We start from the raw sequence: 23467 nt of genomic DNA, 5'->3' as shown, positions 1-23467 counted from the left end.
GGCGCCCGTTGCGAGGATCAAGGCCCGTATATGGGGATCCCCGCTTCGTTTCGCAGCAAGGCCGTCGGCGTCAGACCCGCATCGGCATCAGGACATAGAGCGCGCCGTCATCCGCCTTGTCCTGCACCACCGTGGGGGCGGAGCCGTCGGAGAAGCGGAAGACCAGCGTTTCGCCGACCTGGCCCGTGATGTCGGCGAGGTAGCGGGCCTGGAAGCCGATCTCCAGCGGCGTGGCATCGTAGCGGACGAGGTCCCCGTCCAGCTCCTCGCGCGCATTGCCGGCCTCGGCGCTGTTGGCCGTCAGTTCCAGGTAGTCCTTGCCGAGGGAAAGCTTCACCGGGCGGGAGCGCTCGCTGGAGATGGCGGCCACGCGGTCCACCGCCTGGGCGAAGCCCTTGGTGTCCACCTCCATCACCTTGTCATTCGCCTTGGGAATGACGCGCTCGTAATCCGGGAAGGTGCCGTCGATCAGCTTGGAGGTGAGCACGACGGAGCCGATCCGGAAGGAGATCTTGGTTTCGGAAAGGCGGACCTCGATCTCGTCGCGCGTTTCCTCGGCCAGCTTGCGCAGCTCGGCCACGGTCTTGCGGGGGACGATGACGCCGGGCATCCCGCCCGCGCCCTCCGGCAGGTCCTCCTCGACGCGGGCGAGGCGGTGCCCGTCCGTCGCGGCGGCGCGCAGGACCTTGCGGCCCTCCACCTCGGCGGCGTGGAGGTAGATGCCGTTCAGGTAGTAGCGCGTCTCCTCCGTCGAGATGGCGAAGCGCGTCCGATCGATCAGGCCGCGCAGCCGCGCCGCCTCCAGCCGGAAGCCGTGGGGCAGCGCCCCCTCGGTCATGGCCGGGTAATCCTCGACAGGGAGGACGGACAGGCTGGTCTGGAAGCGGCCCGCGCGCAGGGCCAGGGGGGCGTCGCCGCCCTTGTGGTCCAGCTCGATCGTCGCGCCGTCAGGCAGCTTGCGGACGATCTCGTACAGCGTCGCGGCCGGGGCGGTGGTGCGGCCGGGGCGGCTGACCTGCACGCCGGGCACCTCCTCGACGATGGCGATCTCCATGTCGGTCGCGGTCAGCTTCAGCCCGCCTTCGCGCGCATCCAGCAGGACATTGGCGAGGATGGGGATGGTGTTGCGCTTCTCCACCACCGACTGCGTGTGGGCCAGGGCCTTGAGCAGGATGGCGCGCTCGACGCTGAACTTCATGGTGCCCTGTCCCCCAGGCTTCTCGTGCTGATTTTCCGGATTCCCTTTAGCAGGGAGGCCCCGCGGCCCCAAGGGGCGCGCGGCCCCCCTCCCCCCGCTTCAGGTCTCGAGCATCTTGCGGATCAGCGTGACCTCCTCGGCGAAGGCGGCATCCGCCTCCATGAGCTCGGTCACCTTGTTCACCGCGTGCAGCACCGTCGTGTGGTCCCGGTTGCCGAATTTCCGGCCGATCTCGGGCAGGGAGCGCTGGGTCAGCTGCTTGGACAGGAACATCGCCACCTGGCGCGGCCGCGCCACGGCGCGGGAGCGGCGGGCCGAGGCCATCTCCGTCAGGCGCATGTTGTAATGCTCGGCCACCTTGCGCTGGATGTCGTCGATGGAGAGCTTGCGGTCGTGGGAGCGCAGGATGTCCGCCAGGACCTCCGGCGCCGTTTCCAGCGTGATCGGCCGCCCGAAGAGCTGGGCATGGGCGACGATGCGGTTCAGCGCCCCCTCCAGGTCGCGCACGTTGGAGGCGATCTTGCGGGCCAGCAATTCCAGCACCCGCGGCGGGATTTCCACCCCGGCATCATGCGCCTTGGCCTGGAGGATCGACAGGCGCAACTCGTAGGTGGTGGCGTGCAGGTCGGCCACGATGCCGGCGGAAAGCCGGGTCCGCAGGCGGTCCTCGATGCCCGACAGGTCGGTCGGCGCCTTGTCGGCGGACAGGATGATCTGCTTGCCGGCGTCGATCAGCGCGTTGAAGGTGTGGAAGAATTCCTCCTGCGTGTTGTCTTTGCCGATCAGGAACTGCAGGTCGTCCACCATCAGCACCTGCACGGAACGGAGCTGGGTCTTGAACTCCGTCGTGTTGTGCGAGCGCAGCGCGGCGATGAAGCGATACATGAACTTCTCGGCCGACATGTAGGCGACCGGAAGTTGCGGGTTTCCCTCGCGCAGCGCCCAGGCGATGGCGTGCATCAGGTGCGTCTTGCCCAGCCCCACCCCGCCATACAGGAAGAGGGGGTTGAACCCGGCCACGGCCGGCGCCTCGGCGACGCGGCGGGCGCAGGCATGGGCGAACTCGTTGGGCTTGCCCACCACAAAGGTGTCGAAGGTGTAGCGCGGGTCGAGCGGCGCGACCCACTCATTCCCCCCCGCCCCATTGCCGGCGGCGGCCGCCGGCATGGCAGGAACAGGCGGCGCGGGCGGGGCCAGGAGGCTCTCGGCCAGCGGCATCTCGGCGGCGGGGGCGGCGGCCTCGGCCGTGGCAGGGCGGGCAGAGGCGACGCGAAGCTCGACCCCGCGCAGCCCCGGCATCTCGGCCTGGACCAGCAGGCGCAGACGGTCGCCGTAATGGTCGCGCACCCAGTCGCGCAGGAAGCGGGTCGGCAGGGAAACGAGGGCGGTGCCGTCCTCGATGCCACCCAGCGTCATCTGGCGCAGCCAGGTCCGGTACTCGACATCCCCCACTTCCTGCCGCAGCCGGCCGCGGATGCGCGCCCAGGCGGTGGCAAGGTCACCGGCCGCGACGGAAACCGCTTCGGTCCCAGGACGGGAAAAATCGTCCGGCGCTGTCTCCATTCCGCTCATCGGCCCCTTTCGACAGCACCACCCTTCGGCAACATGCCAAGGGTCCCTCCTGGTCAGGCTAACGCGTCCGGCCCCGGAAAAAAACGCCTACCCCCTGTGGATAACGGGGAGAGGCCACACCTGTGGCAAACAAGACGCGTTTCAGAAAGGTTACAGCGCAGGCAAGCGAAAGCACCGGAAAGCCAGATGGCTTACCGGTGATTGCAGCTTCGCAGATGGTTAGTTGGTTGGAATCAGGCCGTCTTGACCGCGGCCGCCTTGATACGGGCGGACAGGCGGGACAGCTTGCGGGCCACGGTGTTGCGGTGCAGCACACCCTTGGAAACGGCGCGCTGCATCTCCGGCGCCGCCGCCTGGAAGGCGGTCTGCGCGCCTTCCTTGTCGCCACCGGCCAGGGCCAGCTCAACCTTCCGCAGGAAGGTCCGCACGCGCGAGCGGCGCATGCGGTTGCGCTCGGTGCGCTTCTCGGTCTGGCGGATGCGCTTGCGCGCGGAAGCGGTGTTGGCCATGGGCGATCGGTGAACTTGCTTCTCGGGTGTACGGGGGCGGCGGGCGTGCCCGTCGCGGGAGGCCGGGGTTCTAGGACCCCTGCCCCGCCGCGTCAAGCACGCGGCGCCCTAGCGGTTGCGGAAGGCCGGCTTCCGCTTCTCGGCGAAGGCGCCCATGCCCTCCTTCTGATCCTCCGTGGCGAAGAGGGCGTAGAACACGCCGCGCTCGAAGCGCACCCCCTCGCGCAGCGTCGTCTCGAAGGCGACGTTGACCGCCTGCTTGGCCGTGGCGACGGAGGGGCCGGACAACTGGCCGATCTTCTCCGCGACCTTCAGCGCCTCGGCGAGGAGGTCGGCCGCCGGGACGATGCGGGCGACAAGGCCGGCGCGCTCCGCCTCCTGCGCGTCCATCATGCGGCCGGTCAGCACCAGGTCCATCGCCTTGCTCTTGCCCACGGCGCGGGTCAGGCGCTGCGTGCCGCCGGCGCCGGGGATGATGCCGAGGTTGATCTCCGGCTGGCCGAACTTCGCCGTGTCGGACGCGATGATCATGTCGCACATCATCGCCAGCTCGCAGCCGCCCCCCAGGGCGAAGCCGGACACGGCCGCGATCACCGGCTTGCGGATCGTCGTCACCGCCTCCCACTTGCCGATGAAGTCCTCGGCCAGCACGCCAGGGAAGGTGCGGTCCTTCATCTCCTTGATGTCGGCGCCGGCAGCGAAGGCCTTCTCGCTGCCCGTGATGACGATGGCCGCGATGTTGTCGTCCCGGTCGAACCCGGCCAGCGCCTCGGCCATCTCGGCCATCAGCCCGTCGCACAGGGCATTCAGCGCCTGCGGGCGGTTGAGGCGGATCAGGGCCGTGCGGCCATGCGTCTCGGTCAGGATCATCTCGAAGGCCATGGGCGTCCTTATCTCTGGGTTTGCGGGCAGTAGAAGGTCGAACGGCCAGACTGCACAAGCCGGGCGATGCCGGGGCAGCCATCCGGCCCCGGGCAAAGGCGGCAGGGCTGCCCCTCGCGGTCGTAGACGTCGAAGCGCTCCTGGAAGAAGCCGACCTCGCCATCCGCACGCACGTAGTCCCGCAGGGAGGAGCCGCCGGCCGCGATGGCCTCCGCCAGCACCGCCTTGATCGCGGGCACCAGCCGCGCGGCGTCCGGGCCCGGCACGGTGGTGGCGAGGCGCGTGGGCGCGATCTCGGCGCGGAACAGCGCCTCGCACACGTAGATGTTGCCCAGCCCGGCCACGATGCGCTGGTCCAGCAGCGCCGCCTTGATCGGGGTGCGCCGCCCGGCCAGGGCCGCTTCCAGCACCGCGACGTCGAACGCCTCTTCCAGCGGCTCCGGCCCCATGCCGGCGAGGAGGGGGTGGCTGTCCTCCGCCTCGCGCGGGGCAAAGTCCATGCACCCGAAGCGGCGCGGGTCCACGAAGCCGACGCGCCAGCCGCCTTCCGTTTCCAGCACGACATGCTCGTGCGCCTCGGGCGGGTTGTTGTGGCCGCGCGCGTCGGAGGCGGCACCCTGCCTGCCCAGGGACGGGACGGGCGGCGCGCCCAGGCGACGGGCCACCATGCGCCCGGACATGCCCAGGTGGATCAGCAGGGTGGGCCGGTCCGCCAGCCGCATCAGCATGTACTTGCCGCGCCGCCGGAACCCCTCCACCCGCGCGCCTTGCAGCGCCGCGGCCATGCCGTTCGGGAAGGGCCAGCGCAACCCGTCGCGCCGCGTCTCGGCGGTGCGGATCACCTCTCCGGTCAGCACGGCGTCGAGGCCGCGCATCACCGTCTCGACCTCCGGGAGCTCGGGCATCGGGGCGGTTTGGCGCGGGGCGGCGCGGGTGGCAAGGGCGTCCCGTCCCCCCTATGCTGGCGGGGCATGACATCCGACGACCGCACCACCGATTTCGGCTTCCGCGAGGTCCCGGCCGGGGAAAAGGCGGGGCTGGTCCGCCGCGTCTTCGACAGCGTGGCCCCGCGCTACGACCTGATGAACGATGCCATGTCGCTCGGCATCCATCGCGTGTGGAAGCGCATCCTGATCAACGCCGTGGCGCCGCGCCCGAACGAGACCCTGCTCGACCTCGCGGGCGGGACGGGCGACATCTCCTTCCTGGCGCTGCAGCGCGGGGCGGGGCGTGTCCTCTGCTCCGACATCAACGACGAGATGCTGCGGGTGGGGCGCGACCGGGCGGCGGAGCGCGGCCTCGTCGCCGGGCTCGACTTCGTGTGCGCCGATGCGGAGCGGCTGCCGCTGCCCGATTCCTCCGTCCACAAGATCACCATGGCCTTCGGACTCCGGAACTGCACCAACAAGGGCGCGGTGCTTCGCGAGATGCGGCGCGTGCTGAAGCCCGGCGGGCGGGCGCATGTGCTGGAATTCTCCCGCCTGGAGGTTTCGGCACTGGAGCCGCTCTACGACGCCTGGAGCTTCAAGGTGCTGCCGCGCATGGGCCAGCGCCTGGCCGGCGATGCCGAGAGCTACCGCTACCTCGCCGAAAGCATCCGCACCTTCCCCGACCAGGAGACCCTGGCTGCGATGATGCGCGAGGCGGGGCTGGAGCGGGTGGCCTATCGCAACCTGTCGGGCGGCATCGTCGCCCTCCACACCGGCTGGAAGCTTTGACGCATGGCCCATGAGGAACTGCAGCGCCGCATCGAGGCGAGCTTTGCGCAGCAGGGGCTGATGCGCGTGATCGAGGCGCGCATCGCCGAGGTGCGGCCGGGACGCTGCGTGATCGAGGCGCCGTTCCGCAAGACGATGACGCAGCAGCACGGCTTCCTCCATGCCGGAGTGTTGACGACGCTGGCCGACAATGCCTGCGGCTACGCCACCCTGTCGTTGTTACCCGCGGGGCAGGAAGTGCTGACGGCCGAGCTGAAGGTGAACTTCCTGCGCCCCGCGCGCGGCATGCTCGCCATCGCCCGTGCCGAGGTGCTGAAGCCCGGCCGCACCCTCACCGTGGCCCGCGCCGAGGTGTGGATGCGCGGCGAGGATGGGGCAGAGGTGCTCTGCGCCGCCATGCAGGCGACGCTCGTTCCGAGCGTCGCCATTTGATTGTGCCCTCAGGCGCCGGGCGCGGCCCCCGGCCGCCGGGCTTCGCCGCGCCCCTGCTGCGCCGGCTGATCAGTTGGTCTGTCGGCGCCGACCGCGTTGCGGCCGGACGGCCTTGGCCGTGCGGCGGGGATCGGCTGTGCCGCTGACCGGCAAGGCAATGCTGGCCGGGGTGACGGGCTGGCCGGTGGCGCATTCGCGATCGCCGCGTCTCCATGGGCACTGGATCGCGCGGCACCGGCTGGACGCGGCCTATGTGCCGCTGCCGGTGCGGCCGGAGCATTTCGCCGAGGCGATGCACGGGCTGCGCCTCGCCGGGTTCCGTGGCTGCAACGTCACCATTCCGCACAAGGAGGCGGCATTCGCCCTGGCCGATGCGCTCACCCCCCGCGCGCGCCGCGCCGGGGCGGTGAACACGCTGATCTTCCGCGAGGAGGGGATCGAAGGCGACTGCACGGATGGCTACGGCTTCCTCCAGTCGCTCGGGGGCCACGACCCCGCTTTCGGCCCTGCCGTGGTGCTGGGGGCGGGCGGCGCAGCGCGGGCCATCGCGGCGGCGCTGCTCGATGCGGGGTGCCCGCGCCTCACCCTCGTCAACCGCTCCCGCGCGCGCGCCGAGGCGCTCGCGGAGGCACTGGGCGGGCCAGTGGAGGTCGCGGAGCATCCAGGGTTGGAGACAACGGCGCTGCTCGTGAACGCGACCAGCCTCGGCATGACGGGGCAGCCGCCGCTGGAGCTGGACCTCTCCCACCTGCCCGCCCATGCGGTGGTGGCGGACATCGTCTACGTGCCGCTGGAAACGGCGCTGCTGCGCGCGGCGCGCGGGCGCGGCCTGCGCGGCGTGGATGGGCTGGGAATGCTGCTGCATCAGGCGCGGCCGGGCTTCCGCGCCTGGTTCGGCCCCGACCCGGTGGTGGACGACGCGCTGCGCGAGGCCGTCGCCGCCGACATTCCGCCGCGATGAAGGTGTGGGGCCTCACCGGCGGCATCGGCATGGGCAAGTCCACCGCCGCCCGCGTCTTCCGCTCCCACCGCATCCCGGTCTTCGACGCGGACGAGGCGGTGCATGCGCTGCAGGCCAAGGGCGGCGCGGCGGTGTGGCCCATCGAACGCGAATTTCCCGGCACGGTGCGCGACGGCGCGGTGAACCGCGAGGCGCTGCGCCGCGCCGTGCTGCCCGACCCGGCGGCTCTGACCCGGCTGGAGCGCATCGTCCACCCGCTGGTGCGCCGGGCCGAGGCGCGCTTCCTGGCTCGCGCGCGCGCGCAGAGGGCGAAGGCGGCGGTGCTGGACATCCCGCTGCTGTTCGAGACGCGAAAGACGCGCGAAAGCCTGCTTCCCTTCGACGCCATCTTCGTCGTTTCCGCACCGGCAGAGGTGCAGGCGCAGCGCGTCCTGCGCCGCCCCGGCATGACGCCAGCGCGGCTGGAGGCGATCCGCGCCCGCCAGATGCCGGACGCCGAGAAGCGCCGCCGCGCCACCTACGTCGTCCGCACCGGCCTGTCGCGCTTCCACACGGTCGCCCAACTGCGCCGCCTGTTGCGGGAGGAGGGGCTGTGACGAACCTGAGCGCCCAAGGGGCGAGCCGCGCGCCTCGCAACCCGACAACCCGCGCCCCATCTCTGAGGCGCGCAAGCCAAGCCGGCGGAGCCGGCGCCTGAGGGCAGCACCATGACCCGCGAGATCGTGCTCGACACCGAGACCACCGGCTTCGAGCCGGAGGAAGGCCACCGCGTCATCGAGATCGCGGCGATCGAGCTCGTGAACCTCCTGCCGACGGGCCGCTACTTCCACACGCTGGTGGACCCGCAGCGCGACGTGCCGCCGGAAAGCACGCGCGTGCACGGCTTCACCCGCGCCGACCTGCAGGGCAAGCCGCTCTTCGCCGCCGTGGCGCAGGAGATGCTGGATTTCCTGGCCGACGCGCCTATCGTCGCGCACAACGCGCCCTTCGACTTCAAGCACCTGGATGCGGAGCTGGTGCGGGCCGGCCTCCCGCCGCTCGACCCCGCGCGCATGGTGGACAGCCTGGTGCTGGCGCGCGAGCGCTTCCCGGGTGCGCCCAACAGCCTGGACGCGCTGTGCCGCCGCTTCGGCATCGACCTGTCGGAGCGCACGACCCACAACGCGCTGCTCGACGTGCGCCTGTTGGCCTCCGCCTATCTGGAGCTGCGCGGCGGCCGGCAGGGCGGCCTCGCGCTGGACGAGGCGCCGATGGTCGCCGCGCTGGTGCAGGAGGAGCGGCAGCCGCGCACGCCCCTGCCCATCATCCCGACGTCGGAGCAGGAGGAGGCGCATCGCGCCTTCCTGGCCTCCGCCGTCAAGGACGCGATCTGGCTGCGCGGCTGATACCAAATCTCTCTGATCCCGACCTATGAAAGGGTACGATCATTCGGTGCGGATCTCCCCAACGCTTGAGGGTCACCCCCTTCCAGCAAATTCTCCGAAGTCTAACGCGGCGTCTTTTGTCGGTCGCTCAGCGGCGCCTCAGGCGCCGGAATGGGGCCCGGCGGAGGACCCGCAGCGGCTGGCATTGCGCCCCCAGCCTCGTCGTCAGGGACGATCCGGATTCCCTGCTCGTGCAGTCCGACGGCGATCTCCTCGAACTGCTCGCCCCAGGTCCCGACTGGGATGACTTCGCGCAGCTCGGCCCGGGTCACGTAGCCTCGCTGCCGACCAAGGGCAACGAGCGCCTTCCAGGGACGGAGAATGGGATCGACAGCCATGGCCTACTCCTTTGTCTCGAAGCACACTTCCGCGTTGGCCACCACGAAGGGCCGGAGCTGTCCGATGACGACCGCACCGGCCCTTGGCGGCGTGCTTCACTACATGGGTTTGGAACAGCGGGAGTTCGTATGAATACCTGAGGCACTCTTGGCCTTGGACCTGCGCCTGTGACCCTCACCTCTGACCTGCAGCGCCGCCACCCGCATTCTGGCGTGGGTGAAGCGATGGCAGGTGGGACACAGGAGTTCGAAGTCGTCCTCTGTCGACCGCCGCTCTCCAAGGTGGAGGGGGACCTTGTGGTGAACGTCGAACAAGCTTCGGACCTCAATCCCGGCCTCGGCCGCCTTGGCCGAGGGGTCGAAGTCACATTGATCGCAGAACAACTGCTTCAGTGCGGCTCGACGTCCGTAGAACGTCTCGGCCAGTGCCTTGACGCGAAGAAGACGCCTTTCCTGTACCTCGACGGTCGAACCCTCAAGCTGACCGGCTTGCAGATCCACCTTGAGGTCGTCGAGAAGGATCTGACCAGGAGAGCCGGGCGTCTTTCGGCCAAGCTCGGTTAGCTGGTAAACCTTGTTGCGGCCCTGGTGCATGCCGTCCGTCGTCAACCAGCCGGTGAGTCGGTGTCGTAGTCCTCCTGCGTCTTGGCCCAGTCCAGCACCACGGCGTAGAGGGCTGCCCAGCTTGGGAAGCCATGGGAACCCTTCGACATCCGACTGCCTCTGAGAGCTTTCCGCTCTTTTAGCGGAACGTGTCCTAGAGATGTAATACTGAGTCCTGTTGATCAGAACCCATCGGCCTCCGCGACTGGGCCCATGGGTTCTGATCAACAGGACTTGGTATGAGCCGTCAGCGCGGCTCGCGCAGCTGCTCCGTGAACCCCGTCCCCTCCCCGCGCAGCAGGACGGCCAAGCAGCGCGCGAGGATGCCGACATCGCCCGCCAGCGTCACGCGCTCCACGTAGCGCGTCCTATTCCAGCCGCGCATCCCAGGGCACGGCGTCGCGGCCCTGCGCCTGCGCCAGCCCGCACAGGCCGGGCCGCACGCGCAGCCGCGTCGCCTCGCGCGGCGAGTAGCGGGGCAGGTAGTCGAGCGGCAGCGGGCGCGGCCCGACCAAGGACATCTCGCCGCGCAGGATGTTGATGAGTTGCGGCATCTCGTCCAGCGCTGTCGCACGCAGGAAGCGGCCGAAGCGCGTCAGGCGCGCCGCGTCAGGACCCGGTCCCCTCGCGCAGGGTGCGCAGCTTCAGCAAGGTGAAGGGCGCGCCATCCTGCCCCGCGCGGCGCTGCCGGAACAGCACCGGCCTCCCCGAGGTCAGCAGCATGCTCAGCCCAGCGGCAGCCAGGAAGGGCGCCAGCAGGGCCAGCAGCAGCGCCGCTCCGGCCAGGTCCAGCGCGCGCTTGCCGCGACGCCTATACATCGCGCCGCTCCGTGATCGCGACGGAGAGCATGAGTCCCAGGGCGAATCACGCCATGCGGTTGCCGAGATCGGTGGAAACCATCACCGTCGCCGCGACGGGCAGGGTCAGCGCCGCGATCTCGGCGGCGCTGCGCGGCGCCGTCGCGCGCAGGCGCAGGAGAAAGGCGGCCACCCCGCCGCCAAAGGCGCCGAGCCAAAGCAGCAGCCCACCGCGTCCCGTCCAGCCCTCCCTCCGGGCGCGTTAGCCGTTCCAGCGTCAGCAGCGCAGCGGCGCGGCCCGGGTCGGCCAGCAGCACGGCCAGGGCGAGCATCCCTGCGACCGCGACGCCGAGCGGCCAAAGCAGCGCGGCGCCCAGCCGCTCGCGCCGGCCCAACCACAGCGCGGGCGCAAAGGCAGCGCCGGCCCCCGCCGCCAGGAACGCCGCGCGCCCACCCGGCAGCAGCACCGCCGCGCCCAGCAGCAACGCCGCCGCGTCCCAGGCAAGCCGCGCCGCGCCGGACGTCATGACCATGCGCAGCGCCGCCAGGGAAGCCGCGGTGGCGGTGGCGAGGCCCGCGACCTGATACGGCATGCGGGCGCGCTCCGGATCCTGGCCCACCGCGTCGCCGAACACGATGCTGTCCGTCAGCAGCCCGAAGGCGATACCGGCGCCGACCAGGGCGCCGGCCGCCAGCGTCGCATCGGCCAGGGCGCCCCGCGCCGGCTCCACCGCACCCACCAGCAGGCCCGCCGCCAGCATAGGCGGCTCCATCAGCACCATCGCGGCCAGTCCTTCGCCCGCGCCATCCGGCCAGGAACTCCAGGCGGCGGCCAGCACCCACCAGGATCACAGCGCCCCGCAGCGGCGAGCGGCAGGGCCAGCGCGGCATGCAAGGTGAAGCGCCCGCCCTCCGCCAGCAGCAGGGCCAGGCCGAGCGACGCCGCGGCGGCGGGCAGCGCCAGGTCCAGCGGCAGCGCCGCGAAGGGCGGCACCGATTTCAGCGCCCCGCATATTGCAGCGTGGCGGCCCCCATGCGCAGCAACAGGCGCGCCGCCATGACCAGTACCACCATCCCCGACGCGGCCAGGGCGAGAAGGATCAACAGCAGCGGGCGGTTGGGAACGGAAGGGTGTCGCGCCGCTTCTCGAGCGGCATCGAGGTGGGCGGCTTCGCTACCTTTACCAACGTGCGTTTCCGCGATTTCGGGGAGGGCAGCTTCGACAAGGGTATCTTCGTCCGCATCCCCTTCGACCTGTTCGGTGCCAAGTCCCGCTCCCGCGCCGCGGTGAACATCCGTCCCGTCCAGCGCGACGGCGGGCAGCGCCTCGCCGTGCACAGCCCGCTCTGGGAGATGGCGCGGGACGGGCGCGCGGCGTAATGGCAGCGCGGGGCGCACTGGCTGCTGCGCTAGGCGATCGCGCGCAGCCGTTCCGCCGACTCCGCATCGGCCGGAAAGAAGGTCTCGATCGCGAGTTCAGAGAGCGTCACCTCGGCCGGCGTGCCGAAGACCGTGGTGGTGGAGATCAGCGACAGCACGCCGGAGGGCGTGTCTAGCACCAGCGGCACCAGGATCCCGCCCTGCGGCGCGGCGGAACCGCTCTCCGGTGCCGGTAGGGCGGAAAGCTCCGCCAGCAGCGCCGCCAACCCGGCATCGGCGCTGGCGGCCACCTCGCGCCGCAGCCGCTCCAGCAGGTGGGCGCGCCATTCGGCCAGGTTGCGGATGCGAGGCGCCAGCCCCCCGGGATCAAGGGACAGGCGCAGCACGTTGAGTGGCGGCGCCAGAAGCGCGGGGTCCACCAGGGCGCCGAGCAGGGCGGTCACCGCCGCATTGGCGGAAACAAGGTTCCAGCCCCGGTCCACGGCCAGGGCGGGGTGCGGCATGTGGGCGTGGAGCAGCGTCTCCACCGCCTTGCTCGCGGCCGCCATCTCGGGGTCGTCAAGCCCGCGCTCGCGGAAGGCGGGGGCGAAGCCGGCGGCCAGCAGCAGCGCGTTGCGCTCCCGCAGCGGCACGTCGAGCTCCGCCGCGAGGCGCAGCACCATCTCGCGGCTCGGCGCGGCGCGGCCGCTTTCCACGCAGGACAGGTGGCGCTGCGACACGGCGGCGTCGAGCGACAGATCCAGCTGCGAGCGGCGGCGTCGCTGGCGCCATTCGCGCAGCATCGCCCCCACGGGCGGCGGCGAGGCGGGACGGTGTTGAGCCTGGGCCATGGCTGGGAGGATAGGCCGCAGAACGCCGCGTCGCGATGACCTCCGAGGTCATCGCTTTGCGCCGCGCGATGGGAAAGGGTCGTCCCGTTGCTCGAAACACGGGAGTTCACGCCATGACGCTTCGACCCACTCGTTTCCTGCGCCTCGCCCTGCTGGGCGACGCGGCGGCCAGCGCCGCCACCGGCCTCCTGCTCGCCGGCGCGCCCATTGCCGGGCTTCTCAGCCTGCCGGAAGCCCTGCTGCGCGTGGCGGGGCTGGCCCTGCTGCCCTATGCCGCCTTCGTCGCCTGGGTGGGGCGCAGCGCCGCGCCGCCGCGCGCCGCGGTGCGGGCCATCATCGCCGTGAACCTGGTCTGGGTTCTGGACAGCGTCGCGCTGCTGGCCTTCGGCCCGGCCCTGGCGGGGCTCGCGCCCACTGCCCTCGGCACCGTTTTCGTGCTGGCCCAGGCCGCGGCGGTGGCGGGCTTCGCCGCGGCGCAGGCGGCCGCGATGCGCGGCGCGGCGGAAGCCCATCCCGCCTGAGCGCCCGGCGCGGGAGGCGTGTCGCGCGCCTCCCGCGTCAAAGCGCCGCCAGCCGCCCGCCATCCACGGCGAGCACCGCGCCGGTCGCGAAGCCGGCCTCCTCGCTCAACAGGAAGCAGATGGCGGCGGCGATCTGAGCCGGGGTGCCGACCGGCCCTTCCAGCTTCTCCGCACCGCTCGCGATGTTGGGATTGCCGCGCAGCATGGGCGTTTCCACCGCGCCGGGCGCCACGGCATTCACCCGCACGCCGCGCGGCGCGAACTCGATGGAGGCGGCGCGCGTCAGCGCCTCCAGCCCGCCCTTGCTGGCGGCGTAGGGCGCGACATTGGCCGTGGTCGCCGCCGCATGGACGGAGGAAACATGCACCACGGCCCCGCCGCGCCGGATCATCCCGCCCAGGTGATGCAGCAGCAGGAAGGGCGCGCGCAGATTGACCGCGATCACCCGGTCGAACTCCGCCGCGCCGGTCTCGAGGATCGGGGTGAAGCCCATCGTCGCCGCGTTGCTCACCAGGAAGTCCAGAGCGCCCCATTCCCGCCCGATCCGCGCCGTCACCTCGCCGATCGCTGCCTCCTCGGCCAGGTCGGCCGCGATGGCGAGGCCACCGATGCGCCCCGCCACCTCCGCGACCGCGGCCTTGTCGCGCGCCACCACGGCGACGTGCGCGCCTTCCGCCGCCAGCCTTTCGCAGGTGGCCCGCCCGATGCCGGAACTGCCGCCCGTCACCAGCGCATGGCGCCCCGCGAAGCGCATCACCCGTGCTCCCCCAAAGGTCGCACGGGCAGGACGAGGCTGTGGCTGTGGGTCGGCAGCACGCTGGACCATTCCTCGACGATGCGCCGGTACTCGCGCCCCACCGCGCGGATCTTGCGGTCGAGGTCGTAGAGGCCCAGCGGGTTCACGTTGCCGTTCGCCTCGCGCAGCGTCGTGTCCCAGTCCACCTGGTCGGTGAGCGAGTACCAGGTGAAGCCGAGCATCGGGATGCCGGCATTGCGGATGCGCAGCGCGTTGGCCCATTGCTTGCGCAGCCAGGCCACGGCCTCGCCCCCGGTCGGGCCTTCGAGGAGGTTGGTTTCCGTGTGCATCACCGGCATGCGGTAGCGCTCGTGATACTGCCGAGTGATCTCCGCATAGCCGAAGATGTCGCCCGCCGCGCGCGTGCGCCCGTCCGCCTCCACCAGGTGCTCGTTGGTCACGTAGTAGTCGGTGCCCAGGACGCAGTGGCGACGAAGGTGACGGCCCAGGAAGAAATGGTACTCGTCCCGCGTCATGCCGTTGTCGAGCAGGAACTCGTACATGCCGCTATCCACCCGCCGCCCGTAATTGAGGTCGAGCGACAGGAAGCGCTGCTGGTTCATCGCCTCCGCCGGCGCGATGGCGGCGGGGTTGACGGCATGGAAGTATTCGCTCGACTCGCTCTGGATGAAGAGCGCGTCGGGCCGCCGCTCGAGGATCGCCTCCATCGCCAGCACGTTCGCCTTCACGAGGTGCTTGAGCGCGGTGACGAAGCCGCGATCCGTCCGCTCCCCCTCGTTCCACCAGCCATAGCGGCCGGAGAACTGGGCGCAGATGAAGATCTCGTTCACGGGGGTGTAGAGCTGCACCCAGGGGAAGCGCTCGGCGAAGGCGCCGGCGTAGCGGGCGAAGAGGGCCGGGAAATCCGGGTTGCGGAAGTCGCCCACCCAGTCGGGCACGCCGAAATGGCAGAGGTCGACAATGGGAACGATGCCGAGGCGCAACAACTCCGCGAAGGCCTGGTCGGTCCATTCCCAGTCGTGGCGTCCATCGCCCTGCCAGACGCGGTGCAGTGGCGGGCCGTAGCGCAGGAAGCTGAGGCCCAGCTCCCGCACCAGGGCGAAATCCTCGCGCCAGTGGCGATAATGGCCACAGGCCTCCATCTGGTCCACGCGCCTGCCGGCGACGGTCGGGTAGCTGTTCTCGATGCCGGTGGCGAAGATGAATTGCGGGTACATCAAGCCGGCAACGCCGGAGCGGGGCGGGGGTTCGCCCCGCCCCATCCCGTCAGCCGGGAAACGCCTTCACCTCGGTCTCGACGAAGCTCAGGGGCGCGGCGCCCCCGTTCACCACGTTGTGCTCCACCCCGGCCGGGCGGTGATACGCCACCCCCGCCTTGAGTTCCGCACTGGTCGTGGAGCCGTCCGGAAACTCGATATGCAGCGTCCCGTCCGTCACCGGCACGACGACATAGAGCCACCCGTGCCGGTGGAAGCCGGTTTCCGCCCCCGGCTCGAAGTCCCAGCGGATGACGCGCAGCTTGTCGTCATCCACCTGGGTCGTCGGCATCGCCGGCGGGCGGCAGCGCAGCGGCTCCTTCATCACTCCGCGGCCGCGCGCGACGCGCCGGACAGGCCGGGCAGCGGGATGGCGCCGGTGGCGACCCACGCCTCCCAGGCCTTGTCGGCGGCCGCCTTGTCCAGCGGCAGGTGCGGCGGGCGGATGCGGCGCCACGCGTCGTCGTTGCGGGAGCGGGCGATCACCTCGCGCAGGTTGGGGATCAGCGGCGCGGCAGTGGCGGCCTTGCGCGTCGCGGTCAGCATGGCCTGGGCCTTGTCGGCCTCGGGACCCGTGCGCTTCGCGTAGACGATGCCGCCCCAGTGGCAGTTGGCGTTGCTCGCCGCCGTGATGCAGCCCGCGCCGCCCTCGGCCAGGATGCGCTGCACGTACTCGTCCGAGCCGGAATACACCTCGAAGCCGCGCGGCGCGAAGGCGTCGATCATCGCCTTCATGTTCGCGTAGTCGCCCGAGCTGTCCTTCACGCCCTTGAACACGCCCGGATGCGCGTCCAGCAGCTTGCCGAGGAGGTTCAGCGAGAGCGGCACCGCGCTCTGCTGCGGGAAGTGGTAGAGGTAGAGGGCGATGCCGCCGCCGACGCGCTTCGCCACCTCGTCGAAATGGGCGAAGAGCCCGTCATCGGACGGGTTCTTGTAGTAGAAGGGCGGCAGAAGCAGGACGCCGCGGCACCCCTGGGCGCGGGCGTGCTGCGTCAGCTCCACCGTCTCGGTGATGCTGCTCACGCCGGTGCCAGGCATCATCTTCGCCGCCGGGATGCTGCGCTGGATCAGCCCCTCGACGATCGCCTTGCGCTCGCTGCCCGAAAAGCTGTTCGCCTCGCCGGTCGTGCCCAGCACGCCGAGGCCGTTGCAGCCATTGGCGAGCAGCCAGTTCGCATGCTCCGCCATGCGGTCCAGATCGGGGGAAAGATCCTCCTTCAGCGCGGTGAGCACGGCGGCGTTGATGCCACCATAGAGGGCGTCCTTCATCGGGCGTTTCCTTTCGGGTTGGGAAGCGGTCGCGGTCCGGCGCGGCGGGGCCACTGCCCCGGCCAGCGCGCGATGTGATCCTCGAGGGCGCCGGCCTGGCGCTCGCTCACGCAGCGCCCGGCGACAGAGATGCCCGCGCGGCGCACGCTGTCCGGGTCGCCGGAGCGCAGCGGGTGCCATGGGGGTAGGTCCCGCCCCTCGGAAAGCAGGCGGTAGGCGCAGGTCGGGGGAAGCCAGTCCAGCCCGTCCAGCATGTCGGGCGTCAGGCGGATGCAGTCGGGCACGCGGCGGCGGCGGTTCGCATAGTCCGTGCAGCGGGCGGAGCCGACATCGAGCAGGCGGCACGCGACCTCGGTGTGATGGAGGCGGCCGGTGTCGTCCTCGCGCAGCTTGTGCAGGCAGCAGCGGCCGCAACCGTCGCACAGGCTTTCCCACTCGGCGTCGCTCATCGCGGCCAGGGGCTTTTCGCGCCAGAAGGGGGTGGCGGGTTCGGACACCAGGGGGTTTTAGCCCAGAACCGGCTCCGGGCCACCCGCCGCGTCCCGCGGGCCAGCCGGGTGCCTACCGCGTGGGTGCGGTGATGCGGGCAAGGAGGGCGCGCAGCCGGTCCGCGCCGGGATTTCGCCCCAGCCCTTCCACCACGACCTGCCGGGGCGTCAGCGCCTCGCCATAGTAATCCGCAAGCCAGCCGGGCCGGGCGGAAAGCAGCGCCCCTTCCAAAGAGGCCCCGACGAACAGCCCCCGCGCCCGCGCCAGGGACACGAGGTCCGCCCCGAGCGCGGCGGTGGTTGCACCCTGGAGCGTGGCGCCGAACCCGGCCACCGACACGCCAAGGTCGCCGCCAAGGGTGAAGGATTCCTCCATCAGCGCCCGCAGCCCCCGCTCCGTGCGGACCAGCATCATCAGCGCCATGTCCTGGATGCCGATCTGCAGGCCGAAGCCGATCCCGCCGAGCCCGTAGAAGGCGGGGGCGGACCAGCCCCAGGGCTCCCGCCCCATCAGCACGCAGCCGCCGCCCCGCCCGCCGATCAGGAAGCCGGCGCGCAGGATGCGCGGGCAGATCAGGACGCCGCGCGCCTCGCGCAGCAGCAGCGAAAGCTGGTCCCGCGACGCGGAGTCGAGGTCGCCCACGAGTTCCGGCAGCGCCATCGCCGCCTGGTCCACGAGGATCTGCGCCTCCTCGCGTCCCTGCGCACGGGCCGGGAGGGCGAGGAGGACAAGGAAAAGAAGCGGAAGAAGGCGCCTCACCTGATCGGGGCCAGAGGCGCGCGCGACACGCCGCCCCCGCCCGTGACCGGTCCGCGCCGGGTCGGCGCTGCGGGAACCGCGCTCATGGGAACGATGGGCTGCGGCCCTGGCGCCACGTCGGCCATCGGCGCCGGGGCAGGCATCGCACGGGCGCCAGAGCCCTGGCCGAAGCGCAGCAGCGCTCCGCGCAGCGGATCCGCCGCCGGGTTGTGCGCGACCATGTTCACCACGATGTCGCGCGGCGTCACCTCGCGCCCGTAATAGGCCGAGTTCCAGGCAGGCTGGGCGTTCACCACCGCACCCTCGATGGCCAGCCCCGCGAAGAGCCCCCGCGAGCGCGAGAAGGACAGGATGTCGGCGCCCAGCGCGGTTGTGGTCGCCGCCTCCACCGAGCCGCCGACATGCGCGACGGCGAGCGAGGCGTCGGCGCCGAACTTGAACTGCCCGTCGATGATGGCGTTCAGCGCGCGCTCGTTCATCAGCAGGAGCAGCGTCTGGCTGTCCTGGATGCCGGCCTGGAAGCCGATCGAGCCTGCCCCCACCCCGTAGAAGGCCGGCGAGGACCAGGACCCGGCGGCGTCACGCCCCAGCAGCACGCAGCCGCCGCCTTCGCCTCCAGCGAAGAAGGCGACGCGGAAGGAACGCGGGCAGATCAGCGCCCCGCGCGCTCGGCGCAGCAGGGAGGCGGCGTCGAGCCGGTCATTCCCGTCGCCCAGGATTTCCTGCACGGTCAGGGCCGAGCGGTCCACGAGCACCTGGGGCTCCGTCCCCTGAGGCGTCGCGCTGCACGCGGCCAGGAGCGCAGCCCCGGCCATAATCATCCATCGCCGCATCAACGGTCTCCCCCAAGCCCCTGTTACACCATATTTCTAGACGCGGCTCAGGCCGGGGTCCAGGGCTCCTCGTTCACCGCGACGACGCGCCAATCCGTCCCGTGCCGCTCCAGCCGCGTCAGCCCGAGATTGCGGATGGAGAAGGACAGGACCTGATGCGCGGAAAGCCCCAGCGCATGGGCCAGCGCGCCGCGGATCGAGCCGCCATGCGCCACGACGACCACGTCACCGCCACGGCAGGTCTGGGACAGGCCTTCCAGCACGCGGCCGACGCGGACACGCACGTCATCCAGGCTTTCGCCGCCGGGCGGTCGTTCCTCCGCGCCATGGGGCCAGAAGGGGTGGGCCGGGTGCCGCAGCCGCTCCACCAGCGCCTCGTGCGTGACGCCCTGCCACTCGCCCAGATGCTGCTCCTGCAGATCCTCCTCCGTGTCGAGGACCTGCTCCGGGTAGCCGGCGGCGAAGATCGCGGCCGCCGTGGCGCGGGTGCGCGACAAGGGCGAGGTGACCCAGCGCGCCGGCTGGGGCAGGCGCGCCGCCAGCCAGCGATACAGCGCCGCCTCCTCGCGCAGGGCGGCGTCGCACAGCGCCACGTCCATGGAGCCGTAGAGGACCGCACGGGCCGAGGGTTCGACGAGGGCGTGACGGAGGAGAAAGAAGCGGGTGACGTCCATGGAAGGGCGTGTAGCCCCGGGGCGCGGGCGCTGGTAGCCATGCGCCATGCTGCTTCGCGACCGCCGCTTCCTTGTCATGCTCGCCCTGGGCTTCGCCGCGGGGGTGCCGCTGCCGCTCACCGGCTTCGTCCTGCGGCAATGGTTCTCGGAATCCGGCGTGTCGCTGGCGGCGATCGGCTTCACCGCGCTGATCGGCCTTTCCTACTCGCTCAAATTCCTCTGGGCGCCGGTGCTGGATCACGCGACTCCGCCGCTGATGGCGCGGCTGGGACGGCGCCGCGGATGGATGGCCAGCATCCAGCCGCCGCTGATGCTGGCGATCGTCGCGCTGGGCTTCACCGACCCCATCTCCGCCCCCGCCGTCACGGCGGCCGTGGCGGTGCTGGTCGCCTTCCTGTCTGCCTCGCAGGACATCGTGGTGGATGCCTACCGCATCGAGATCCTGGAGGAGGAAGAGCAGGGCTACGGCTTCGCCTGCTATGTCTGGGGCTACCGCTTCGCCTTGCTGGCGGCCAATGCCGGGGCGCTGGCGCTGGTCGCCCTCATCGGCTGGTCAGGGGCCTTCGCCTATTGCGCCGCCCTGGTCGGCATCGGCTTCATCGCCGTCCTCCTGGCGCCCGAGCCCGATGCGCCGCCGCGCGAGCGCATGTCCTGGAGCCGGCGCATCCAGGTGGCGGTGGTGAACCCATTCCGCGATTTCATGGGCCGGCGCTGGTGGTTCGCCATCCTGCTCTTCGTCGCGCTGTTCAAGCTGGGCGAGGCGCTGGCGGGCATCATGACCGCGCCTTTCTACCGCGAACTCGGCTTCACCCGCGGCGAGGTGGCGGCGGTGGGCAGCGTCTTCGGCCTGGTCGCGACCCTGGCCGGGGTGGTGACGGGGGGCTGGTTCGTCCGCCGCATCGGCACCGGCAGGGCGCTGGTCATCACCGGGCTGGCGCAGATGCTGTCCAACCTGATGTATGTCGCCCTCGCCCATGCGGGGCGCGACATGGGGATGCTCTACGCCCAGGTGGGGGTGGAGAACTTCACGGACGGCCTCGCCGACGCGGCCTTCGTCGCCTACCTGACGAGCCTCACCAACCGCTCCTTCTCCGCCACGCAATACGCGCTGCTGTCCTCGCTGGCGGGGGTGCCGCTGCGCGTGCTGGGCGGCTGGTCCGGCCAACTGGCCGAGTGGCTCGACTGGCCAAGCTTCTTCCTGCTCACCACCTTCGCGGCCGTGCCGGCCCTGCTGGTGATGCTGTTCCTGCTGTGGAAGCTGCCGCCCCGGCCGGCCACGGAACCGCGACCGGCCTGAAGCGGCGCCCCTTCAGCGTGGCAACAGGTTCACCGCCCCTCGTTCCAGCTGCGAGTAGCCGCGGTTGCCGAAGCCCGGCCCGGGGCCGCCGCTGTAGTCGCGCCCAGGCCCGCGCGGCACCGTCACCACGGGGGGCTGGCCGCCGCGGTCCCAACGGCGCGGCCCCTCGGAGTAGCGGGGCCCGCCCCCGTAGTAGCGCGGCGACGGGGCCGCGTAGTAGCGCGGCGGCGGCGCGTAGTAGCGCGGCCCCGGGGCATAATACGCCGTGGGCGGGGCGTAGTATGCGGCGGGCGGGGCGTAGTAGCTGGGCGCGGGCGCCGCGTAGTAGCCGGGGCTGTAGCCCGGGCTGACATACCCTACGCCTTCGTTGACGACGCAGCCCGAAAGGGCCAGCGCCGCGAGCGGCATCAAGAAAATCTTGCGCACCATGCGTCGGTTCCTCCGGGTCATGGGTGAATCCTCACGACATGGTAACGCCGCGACCGAGGCAAGGTCGCGGCGGGCGCGCGGCGGGATTGGGGCAGGGGCCGCGCGCCCCGCGAACCCGCGGTGCCTTCAGTAGCCCTCGCCGATCAGCGGGAAGGCGCTGTGCACATGCGGCAGCGTCACCATCGGGGCGTTCATGTGAATGTGGCCGCGGTTGAGCCCGCCAAACCCGGTCACCCCGGTCAGGCCCAGGGCGCGGATCGTCTCGTCCTGGAGCAGTTCCAGCACGCGCTGCACCCCCGCCGAGCCCTCGGCAGCGAGGCCGTACAGGTAGAGCCGCCCGAGCCCGACATAATCCGCGCCGAGCGCCAGCGCCTTCACGAGGTCGGTCCCGCGCGAGAAGGAGCCGTCCACGATGGTGCGGGCGCGACCGGACAGCGCCTCCACCACCTCGGGCAGCACGTCGAGCGAGCCGCGCCCGCCATCGAGCTGCCGCCCGCCATGGTTGGAGACGTAGACGTACTCCACCCCGTGATCGAGGGCGATCAGCGCGTCCTCCGCCGTGCCGATGCCCTTCAGGATCAGCGGGATCTTATGCTTGGCCTTGAAGTGCGCGATGTCGGCCCAGGACAGCGCCGCCTGCCATTCCATGCCGGAATTCGCGGCGCGCCAGGTCTTCACGAAGCGCTTGGCGATGTCGCGCTCGCGCCGGCTGTAATGCGCCGTGTCCACCGTGATGCAGAAGGCGTCGTAGCCGGCGGCGATGGCGCGCTCCGCGATCTCGTCCACCCAGGCGCGGTCTCCACGGACGTAGAGCTGGAAGATCTTCGGCCCCTTCCCGGCCTGCGCCGTTTCCTCCAGCCCCGGCTGGCTGACGGAGGACAGCATGTAGGGCACGCCAAAATCGCCCGCGCCGCGCGCCACCGCGGCGCCGCCCTCGGGATGGAAGCTTTCCAGCGAACCGACCGGCGCCAGGATCACCGGCAGGGCGATGCGGTGACCGAGGAACTCGACCGAGGTGTCCACCTTTTCCACGTTGTTGAGCACGCGCGGACGCAGGGCGACGGAGTCGATGGCGAGGCGGTTGCGCTTCAGCGTCGTCTCGGTTTCGGTGGCGCCGACCAGGTAGTCCCAGATATTGCCGTTCAGCTTGCGCTTCGCCGCCTTCACGAATTCATGCAGGCACAGGTAGTCGCCTTGCGTCTCGCTCACCATCGGATGCGTCCCTCTCCTCGACTGGTCGGTCGGGAGGCTAGGCGTGGGCGGCTGGGGCGGCAACACTGCCACCATGACCCACACGCAACGCCGCGAGGCCCTGCGCGCCGTCCTTTCGGGCGCCTCCTGCCTCCATCCCGCCTCGGTGCACGACCCGCTCTCCACCCGCATCGCCGAAGAGATCGGCTACGAGCTGGGCATGTTCGCCGGCTCCACGGCGAGCCTCGCCATCCTGGGCGCGCCGGACCACATCCTGATCACGCTGAGCGAGTTCGCCGAGCAGGCGCGCCGCATCTGCCGCGCCGCCACCCGCCTGCCGGTGCTGGCCGATGCCGACCACGGCTACGGCAACGCGCTGAACGCCGCCCGCACGACGGAGGAGCTGGAGGCGTCGGGCATCGCCGGCTTCTCGGTCGAGGACACCGACCTGCCCCGGCCCTTCGGCGCGCCCAAGCCGCGCCTGCTTTCGGTCGAGGAAGGGGTGGGCAAGGTCCGCGCCGCGCTGGCGGCCCGCATGGACAAGGCGACCTGCGTCTTCGCCCGCACCGGGGCCATGTCGGTGACGGGGCGGGAGGACTGCCTGGGCCGCATCGCCGTCTATAACCGTTCCGGTGCCGACGCGATCTTCCTGACCGGGGTTTCCACCCGGGAAGAGCTGGACGCGGTGGCGGAGGCGGCGACCCTTCCCCTCATCCTGGGCACGCTGACGGAGGAGATCCGCGACCGCGACTACCTGGCCAGCCGCGGGGTCCGGGTGGCGCTGATCGGCCATGCCCCCTCCCAGGCGGCGGCGCAGGCGATTTTCGCCGCACTTTCGGCGTTGCGCGAGGGCCACGCCGTTCCCGGAATGCCGGAAAAAGGCGCCATGGCCCGCTGGACCCGTGAGGCCGAATACGCGGCGGAAATGAAGAAATACTTGGGCTGAGACGCGATACGGGGCGACCACCCTCCCACCATCGCATTCTTGGTTTGTTCGCGTGGCTGCGCTAGAAAAGGGGCATGACCAGGTCCCCACGCCGACGCAAGCTGAAGCCCGAAACCGTGCGCGAGGTGCTGGAGGCCGCCGAGGATTTTCGCGGCCTTTGCAACCAGGTACTGCGCGAAACGGCACCGGAAAGCATCCACTACCAGAAGGCCCGCCAGGCGATGGAGGCGGTGGACCACCTCGCCCTCGGCATGGTGGCGGAACGCGAGCACCGGCACCTCCGCAGCTACGCCTTGCATTAACTCCCCGCGAAGGTTGGTTCGCAGCTTTCGCGGGGTGCCGTCCTGGCGCCCATCCTGCACGGTCGCACCACGACGCCGCGGCTAAGCCGCGGCGTCATC

Annotated in this window: 32 protein-coding genes; 10 read left to right on the top strand and 22 right to left on the bottom strand. The window is 71.1% G+C overall.

Features of this window, described 5'->3' with window-relative positions; translation table 11 throughout:
* Window positions 1-70: 70 nt before the first annotated feature.
* From dnaN to mutM, 5 genes are all read right to left on the bottom strand, one after another.
* Window positions 71-1198 (bottom strand): DNA polymerase III subunit beta, encoded by a 1128-nt coding sequence (gene dnaN, locus OF850_RS12780; RefSeq protein WP_301590577.1) that lies wholly within the window; start codon window positions 1196-1198, stop codon window positions 71-73.
* A 99-nt stretch (window positions 1199-1297) separates the two neighbouring features.
* Window positions 1298-2761, bottom strand: a complete 1464-nt coding sequence (gene dnaA / locus OF850_RS12775; protein ID WP_301590681.1) for a chromosomal replication initiator protein DnaA — start codon at window positions 2759-2761, stop codon at window positions 1298-1300.
* Between the two features lie 242 nt (window positions 2762-3003).
* Window positions 3004-3279, bottom strand: coding sequence for a 30S ribosomal protein S20 (rpsT, locus tag OF850_RS12770; RefSeq protein WP_301590576.1), 276 nt, complete (start codon window positions 3277-3279; stop codon window positions 3004-3006).
* Between the two features lie 108 nt (window positions 3280-3387).
* Entirely contained in the window at window positions 3388-4161 is a 774-nt protein-coding gene (locus OF850_RS12765) for an enoyl-CoA hydratase (RefSeq protein ID WP_301590575.1), read from the bottom strand.
* A gap of 8 nt (window positions 4162-4169) precedes the next feature.
* A complete protein-coding gene (mutM, locus tag OF850_RS12760; RefSeq protein ID WP_301590574.1) occupies window positions 4170-5066 on the bottom strand; it encodes a bifunctional DNA-formamidopyrimidine glycosylase/DNA-(apurinic or apyrimidinic site) lyase in 897 nt (298 codons plus the stop codon).
* Window positions 5067-5132: 66 nt separating this feature from the next.
* On the opposite strand from mutM, the gene OF850_RS12755 reads away from it, so the two are divergent.
* The 5 genes from OF850_RS12755 to dnaQ all read left to right on the top strand — a co-directional run bounded on the left by OF850_RS12755 (window position 5133) and on the right by dnaQ (window position 8657).
* Window positions 5133-5879: a class I SAM-dependent methyltransferase gene (locus OF850_RS12755; protein ID WP_301590573.1), complete on the top strand. Its 747-nt coding sequence runs from the start codon at window positions 5133-5135 to the stop codon at window positions 5877-5879.
* A gap of 3 nt (window positions 5880-5882) precedes the next feature.
* Entirely contained in the window at window positions 5883-6311 is a 429-nt protein-coding gene (locus OF850_RS12750) for a PaaI family thioesterase (RefSeq protein WP_301590572.1), read from the top strand.
* Window positions 6312-6468: 157 nt separating this feature from the next.
* Window positions 6469-7272 carry a shikimate dehydrogenase gene (locus OF850_RS12745; RefSeq protein WP_301590680.1) on the top strand — a complete coding sequence of 268 codons (804 nt, stop codon included), beginning with the start codon at window positions 6469-6471 and terminating at the stop codon, window positions 7270-7272.
* Window positions 7269-7868 carry a dephospho-CoA kinase gene (gene coaE, locus OF850_RS12740; RefSeq protein ID WP_301590570.1) on the top strand — a complete coding sequence of 200 codons (600 nt, stop codon included), beginning with the start codon at window positions 7269-7271 and terminating at the stop codon, window positions 7866-7868. Before OF850_RS12745 ends, coaE begins: the two co-directional genes overlap by 4 nt.
* A 111-nt stretch (window positions 7869-7979) precedes the next feature.
* Window positions 7980-8657, top strand: coding sequence for a DNA polymerase III subunit epsilon (gene dnaQ / locus OF850_RS12735; protein WP_301590569.1), 678 nt, complete (start codon window positions 7980-7982; stop codon window positions 8655-8657).
* Between the two features lie 101 nt (window positions 8658-8758).
* On the opposite strand, the gene OF850_RS12730 is transcribed toward dnaQ, so the two are convergent.
* The 6 genes from OF850_RS12730 to OF850_RS12705 all read right to left on the bottom strand — a co-directional run bounded on the left by OF850_RS12730 (window position 8759) and on the right by OF850_RS12705 (window position 11429).
* Window positions 8759-9034: an RNA polymerase sigma factor region1.1 domain-containing protein gene (locus tag OF850_RS12730; RefSeq protein ID WP_301590568.1), complete on the bottom strand. Its 276-nt coding sequence runs from the start codon at window positions 9032-9034 to the stop codon at window positions 8759-8761.
* 99 nt (window positions 9035-9133) lie between these two features.
* On the bottom strand, window positions 9134-9628 hold the full coding sequence (locus OF850_RS23690; protein WP_368044689.1) for an HNH endonuclease: 495 nt from the start codon (window positions 9626-9628) through the stop codon (window positions 9134-9136).
* A 377-nt stretch (window positions 9629-10005) separates the two neighbouring features.
* Window positions 10006-10191: a sugar transferase gene (locus OF850_RS12720; protein WP_301590566.1), complete on the bottom strand. Its 186-nt coding sequence runs from the start codon at window positions 10189-10191 to the stop codon at window positions 10006-10008.
* Between the two features lie 55 nt (window positions 10192-10246).
* On the bottom strand, window positions 10247-10456 hold the full coding sequence (locus tag OF850_RS12715) for a sugar transferase (protein WP_301590564.1): 210 nt from the start codon (window positions 10454-10456) through the stop codon (window positions 10247-10249).
* Window positions 10363-11274 (bottom strand): hypothetical protein, encoded by a 912-nt coding sequence (locus OF850_RS12710; RefSeq protein ID WP_301590562.1) that lies wholly within the window; start codon window positions 11272-11274, stop codon window positions 10363-10365. The genes OF850_RS12715 and OF850_RS12710 overlap by 94 nt, the downstream gene beginning before the upstream one ends.
* Entirely contained in the window at window positions 11208-11429 is a 222-nt protein-coding gene (locus OF850_RS12705; protein ID WP_301590561.1) for a hypothetical protein, read from the bottom strand. The genes OF850_RS12710 and OF850_RS12705 overlap by 67 nt, the downstream gene beginning before the upstream one ends.
* A 137-nt stretch (window positions 11430-11566) precedes the next feature.
* On the opposite strand from OF850_RS12705, the gene OF850_RS12700 reads away from it, so the two are divergent.
* Entirely contained in the window at window positions 11567-11815 is a 249-nt protein-coding gene (locus OF850_RS12700; protein ID WP_301590560.1) for a YjbH domain-containing protein, read from the top strand.
* 29 nt (window positions 11816-11844) lie between these two features.
* Here OF850_RS12700 and OF850_RS12695 read toward each other — a convergent pair whose 3' ends face one another.
* A complete protein-coding gene (locus tag OF850_RS12695) occupies window positions 11845-12645 on the bottom strand; it encodes a helix-turn-helix transcriptional regulator (RefSeq protein WP_301590558.1) in 801 nt (266 codons plus the stop codon).
* Window positions 12646-12758: 113 nt separating this feature from the next.
* On the opposite strand from OF850_RS12695, the gene OF850_RS12690 reads away from it, so the two are divergent.
* Window positions 12759-13166: a hypothetical protein gene (locus OF850_RS12690; protein WP_301590556.1), complete on the top strand. Its 408-nt coding sequence runs from the start codon at window positions 12759-12761 to the stop codon at window positions 13164-13166.
* 37 nt (window positions 13167-13203) lie between these two features.
* Here the strand turns inward: OF850_RS12690 and OF850_RS12685 are convergent, their stop codons facing one another.
* The 8 genes from OF850_RS12685 to OF850_RS12650 all read right to left on the bottom strand — a co-directional run bounded on the left by OF850_RS12685 (window position 13204) and on the right by OF850_RS12650 (window position 19203).
* Complete coding sequence (locus OF850_RS12685) at window positions 13204-13920, bottom strand: SDR family NAD(P)-dependent oxidoreductase (RefSeq protein WP_301590554.1); 717 nt, start codon at window positions 13918-13920, stop codon at window positions 13204-13206.
* Window positions 13920-15140 carry a family 1 glycosylhydrolase gene (locus OF850_RS12680; protein ID WP_301590552.1) on the bottom strand — a complete coding sequence of 407 codons (1221 nt, stop codon included), beginning with the start codon at window positions 15138-15140 and terminating at the stop codon, window positions 13920-13922. The genes OF850_RS12685 and OF850_RS12680 overlap by 1 nt, the downstream gene beginning before the upstream one ends.
* A gap of 49 nt (window positions 15141-15189) precedes the next feature.
* Window positions 15190-15504 carry a cupin domain-containing protein gene (locus OF850_RS12675; protein ID WP_302474337.1) on the bottom strand — a complete coding sequence of 105 codons (315 nt, stop codon included), beginning with the start codon at window positions 15502-15504 and terminating at the stop codon, window positions 15190-15192.
* Window positions 15504-16448 carry a dihydrodipicolinate synthase family protein gene (locus OF850_RS12670; RefSeq protein WP_301590551.1) on the bottom strand — a complete coding sequence of 315 codons (945 nt, stop codon included), beginning with the start codon at window positions 16446-16448 and terminating at the stop codon, window positions 15504-15506. Before OF850_RS12670 ends, OF850_RS12675 begins: the two co-directional genes overlap by 1 nt.
* Window positions 16445-16945 (bottom strand): YcgN family cysteine cluster protein, encoded by a 501-nt coding sequence (locus OF850_RS12665; RefSeq protein ID WP_301590549.1) that lies wholly within the window; start codon window positions 16943-16945, stop codon window positions 16445-16447. The genes OF850_RS12670 and OF850_RS12665 overlap by 4 nt, the downstream gene beginning before the upstream one ends.
* Before the next feature lie 64 nt (window positions 16946-17009).
* The gene (locus OF850_RS23685) at window positions 17010-17696 is read right to left on the bottom strand and encodes a lipid-binding SYLF domain-containing protein (RefSeq protein ID WP_301590548.1); all 687 of its coding nucleotides are present in this window, start codon (window positions 17694-17696) and stop codon (window positions 17010-17012) included.
* The gene (locus OF850_RS12655; protein ID WP_301590545.1) at window positions 17693-18529 is read right to left on the bottom strand and encodes a lipid-binding SYLF domain-containing protein; all 837 of its coding nucleotides are present in this window, start codon (window positions 18527-18529) and stop codon (window positions 17693-17695) included. Before OF850_RS12655 ends, OF850_RS23685 begins: the two co-directional genes overlap by 4 nt.
* Before the next feature lie 47 nt (window positions 18530-18576).
* A complete protein-coding gene (locus OF850_RS12650) occupies window positions 18577-19203 on the bottom strand; it encodes a histidine phosphatase family protein (protein ID WP_301590544.1) in 627 nt (208 codons plus the stop codon).
* Window positions 19204-19249: 46 nt separating this feature from the next.
* Here OF850_RS12650 and OF850_RS12645 point away from each other — a divergent pair, with 46 nt between their 5' ends.
* On the top strand, window positions 19250-20500 hold the full coding sequence (locus OF850_RS12645) for an AmpG family muropeptide MFS transporter (RefSeq protein ID WP_301590542.1): 1251 nt from the start codon (window positions 19250-19252) through the stop codon (window positions 20498-20500).
* Between the two features lie 12 nt (window positions 20501-20512).
* Here the strand turns inward: OF850_RS12645 and OF850_RS12640 are convergent, their stop codons facing one another.
* Window positions 20513-20929, bottom strand: coding sequence for a hypothetical protein (locus OF850_RS12640; RefSeq protein WP_301590540.1), 417 nt, complete (start codon window positions 20927-20929; stop codon window positions 20513-20515).
* Between the two features lie 126 nt (window positions 20930-21055).
* Window positions 21056-22141: an alpha-hydroxy acid oxidase gene (locus OF850_RS12635; RefSeq protein ID WP_301590538.1), complete on the bottom strand. Its 1086-nt coding sequence runs from the start codon at window positions 22139-22141 to the stop codon at window positions 21056-21058.
* A gap of 43 nt (window positions 22142-22184) precedes the next feature.
* On the opposite strand from OF850_RS12635, the gene OF850_RS12630 reads away from it, so the two are divergent.
* Together OF850_RS12630 and OF850_RS12625 are read left to right on the top strand one after the other, a co-directional pair.
* The gene (locus OF850_RS12630) at window positions 22185-23066 is read left to right on the top strand and encodes an isocitrate lyase/PEP mutase family protein (protein WP_301590536.1); all 882 of its coding nucleotides are present in this window, start codon (window positions 22185-22187) and stop codon (window positions 23064-23066) included.
* 74 nt (window positions 23067-23140) lie between these two features.
* Window positions 23141-23368, top strand: a complete 228-nt coding sequence (locus OF850_RS12625; protein WP_301590535.1) for a hypothetical protein — start codon at window positions 23141-23143, stop codon at window positions 23366-23368.
* The last annotated feature ends 99 nt before the right edge of the window (window positions 23369-23467 follow it).

Source organism: Sabulicella glaciei (assembly GCF_026183895.1).
GTDB classification, from domain to species: domain Bacteria; phylum Pseudomonadota; class Alphaproteobacteria; order Acetobacterales; family Acetobacteraceae; genus Roseococcus; species Roseococcus glaciei.
Note: the sequence above shows the minus strand (reverse complement) of the source record. Positions and strands in the feature narration are given on the sequence as shown.

Bases quoted from the DNA above. Each gene is read 5' to 3' on its own strand.
- dnaN (WP_301590577.1), bottom strand. From the start codon at position 1,198: ATGAAGTTCAGCGTCGAGCGCGCCATCCTGCTCAAGGCCCTGGCCCAC.
- dnaA (WP_301590681.1), bottom strand. From the start codon at position 2,761: ATGGAGACAGCGCCGGACGATTTTTCCCGTCCTGGGACCGAAGCGGTT.
- rpsT (WP_301590576.1), bottom strand. From the start codon at position 3,279: ATGGCCAACACCGCTTCCGCGCGCAAGCGCATCCGCCAGACCGAGAAG.
- OF850_RS12765 (WP_301590575.1), bottom strand. From the start codon at position 4,161: ATGGCCTTCGAGATGATCCTGACCGAGACGCATGGCCGCACGGCCCTG.
- mutM (WP_301590574.1), bottom strand. From the start codon at position 5,066: ATGCCCGAGCTCCCGGAGGTCGAGACGGTGATGCGCGGCCTCGACGCC.
- OF850_RS12755 (WP_301590573.1), top strand. From the start codon at position 5,133: ATGACATCCGACGACCGCACCACCGATTTCGGCTTCCGCGAGGTCCCG.
- OF850_RS12750 (WP_301590572.1), top strand. From the start codon at position 5,883: ATGGCCCATGAGGAACTGCAGCGCCGCATCGAGGCGAGCTTTGCGCAG.
- OF850_RS12745 (WP_301590680.1), top strand. From the start codon at position 6,469: ATGCTGGCCGGGGTGACGGGCTGGCCGGTGGCGCATTCGCGATCGCCG.
- coaE (WP_301590570.1), top strand. From the start codon at position 7,269: ATGAAGGTGTGGGGCCTCACCGGCGGCATCGGCATGGGCAAGTCCACC.
- dnaQ (WP_301590569.1), top strand. From the start codon at position 7,980: ATGACCCGCGAGATCGTGCTCGACACCGAGACCACCGGCTTCGAGCCG.
- OF850_RS12730 (WP_301590568.1), bottom strand. From the start codon at position 9,034: ATGGCTGTCGATCCCATTCTCCGTCCCTGGAAGGCGCTCGTTGCCCTT.
- OF850_RS23690 (WP_368044689.1), bottom strand. From the start codon at position 9,628: ATGCACCAGGGCCGCAACAAGGTTTACCAGCTAACCGAGCTTGGCCGA.
- OF850_RS12720 (WP_301590566.1), bottom strand. From the start codon at position 10,191: ATGCCGCAACTCATCAACATCCTGCGCGGCGAGATGTCCTTGGTCGGG.
- OF850_RS12715 (WP_301590564.1), bottom strand. From the start codon at position 10,456: ATGTATAGGCGTCGCGGCAAGCGCGCGCTGGACCTGGCCGGAGCGGCG.
- OF850_RS12695 (WP_301590558.1), bottom strand. From the start codon at position 12,645: ATGGCCCAGGCTCAACACCGTCCCGCCTCGCCGCCGCCCGTGGGGGCG.
- OF850_RS12690 (WP_301590556.1), top strand. From the start codon at position 12,759: ATGACGCTTCGACCCACTCGTTTCCTGCGCCTCGCCCTGCTGGGCGAC.
- OF850_RS12685 (WP_301590554.1), bottom strand. From the start codon at position 13,920: ATGCGCTTCGCGGGGCGCCATGCGCTGGTGACGGGCGGCAGTTCCGGC.
- OF850_RS12680 (WP_301590552.1), bottom strand. From the start codon at position 15,140: ATGTACCCGCAATTCATCTTCGCCACCGGCATCGAGAACAGCTACCCG.
- OF850_RS12675 (WP_302474337.1), bottom strand. From the start codon at position 15,504: ATGAAGGAGCCGCTGCGCTGCCGCCCGCCGGCGATGCCGACGACCCAG.
- OF850_RS12670 (WP_301590551.1), bottom strand. From the start codon at position 16,448: ATGAAGGACGCCCTCTATGGTGGCATCAACGCCGCCGTGCTCACCGCG.
- OF850_RS12655 (WP_301590545.1), bottom strand. From the start codon at position 18,529: ATGCGGCGATGGATGATTATGGCCGGGGCTGCGCTCCTGGCCGCGTGC.
- OF850_RS12650 (WP_301590544.1), bottom strand. From the start codon at position 19,203: ATGGACGTCACCCGCTTCTTTCTCCTCCGTCACGCCCTCGTCGAACCC.
- OF850_RS12645 (WP_301590542.1), top strand. From the start codon at position 19,250: ATGCTGCTTCGCGACCGCCGCTTCCTTGTCATGCTCGCCCTGGGCTTC.
- OF850_RS12640 (WP_301590540.1), bottom strand. From the start codon at position 20,929: ATGGTGCGCAAGATTTTCTTGATGCCGCTCGCGGCGCTGGCCCTTTCG.
- OF850_RS12635 (WP_301590538.1), bottom strand. From the start codon at position 22,141: ATGGTGAGCGAGACGCAAGGCGACTACCTGTGCCTGCATGAATTCGTG.
- OF850_RS12625 (WP_301590535.1), top strand. From the start codon at position 23,141: ATGACCAGGTCCCCACGCCGACGCAAGCTGAAGCCCGAAACCGTGCGC.